General features: G+C 72.6%; 1 protein-coding gene. It reads left to right on the forward strand.

Going from position 1 to position 599, the window contains the following annotated elements:
• Window positions 1-599, forward strand: a 599-nt coding sequence (locus tag AC27KI_RS26860; protein WP_487116952.1) for an aldehyde dehydrogenase family protein, incomplete at both ends; no start/stop codon positions are given.

Consider the following 599-nt stretch of genomic DNA (forward strand, 5'->3'; position numbering starts at 1 on the left):
CGAGGCCACCGCGGCCATCGGGCGGGCGCATGCGGCCTTCCAGGCCTGGCGCAATGTGCCGGCGCCGCGCCGGGGCGAGCTGGTGCGCCTGCTGGGCGAAGAGCTGCGCGCGGCCAAGGCCGACCTGGGCCTGCTGGTGACCATCGAGGCGGGCAAGGTCCCGTCCGAGGGGCTGGGCGAGGTGCAGGAGATGATCGACATCTGCGACTTCGCCGTGGGCCTGTCGCGCCAGTTGTACGGCCTGACGATCGCCACCGAGCGCACCGGCCACCGCATGATGGAAACATGGCACCCGCTGGGCGTGTGCGGCGTGATCTCGGCGTTCAATTTTCCCGTGGCGGTGTGGTCCTGGAATGCCGCGCTGGCGCTGGTGTGCGGCGATCCGGTGGTGTGGAAGCCGTCGGAAAAAACCCCGCTCACGGCGCTGGCCACGCACGCGATCGCGCAGCGCGCCATCGCCCGCTTCGGCGCCGATGCGCCCGCCGGCCTGCTGGAGCTGATCATCGGCCAGCGCGACCTGGGCGAGGTGCTGGTGGATGACGCGCGCGTGCCGGTGCTGTCGGCCACGGGCTCCACCGCCATGGGCCGGGCCGTGGCCC

It is taken from the genome of Acidovorax sp. KPB24-03 (assembly GCF_057546605.1).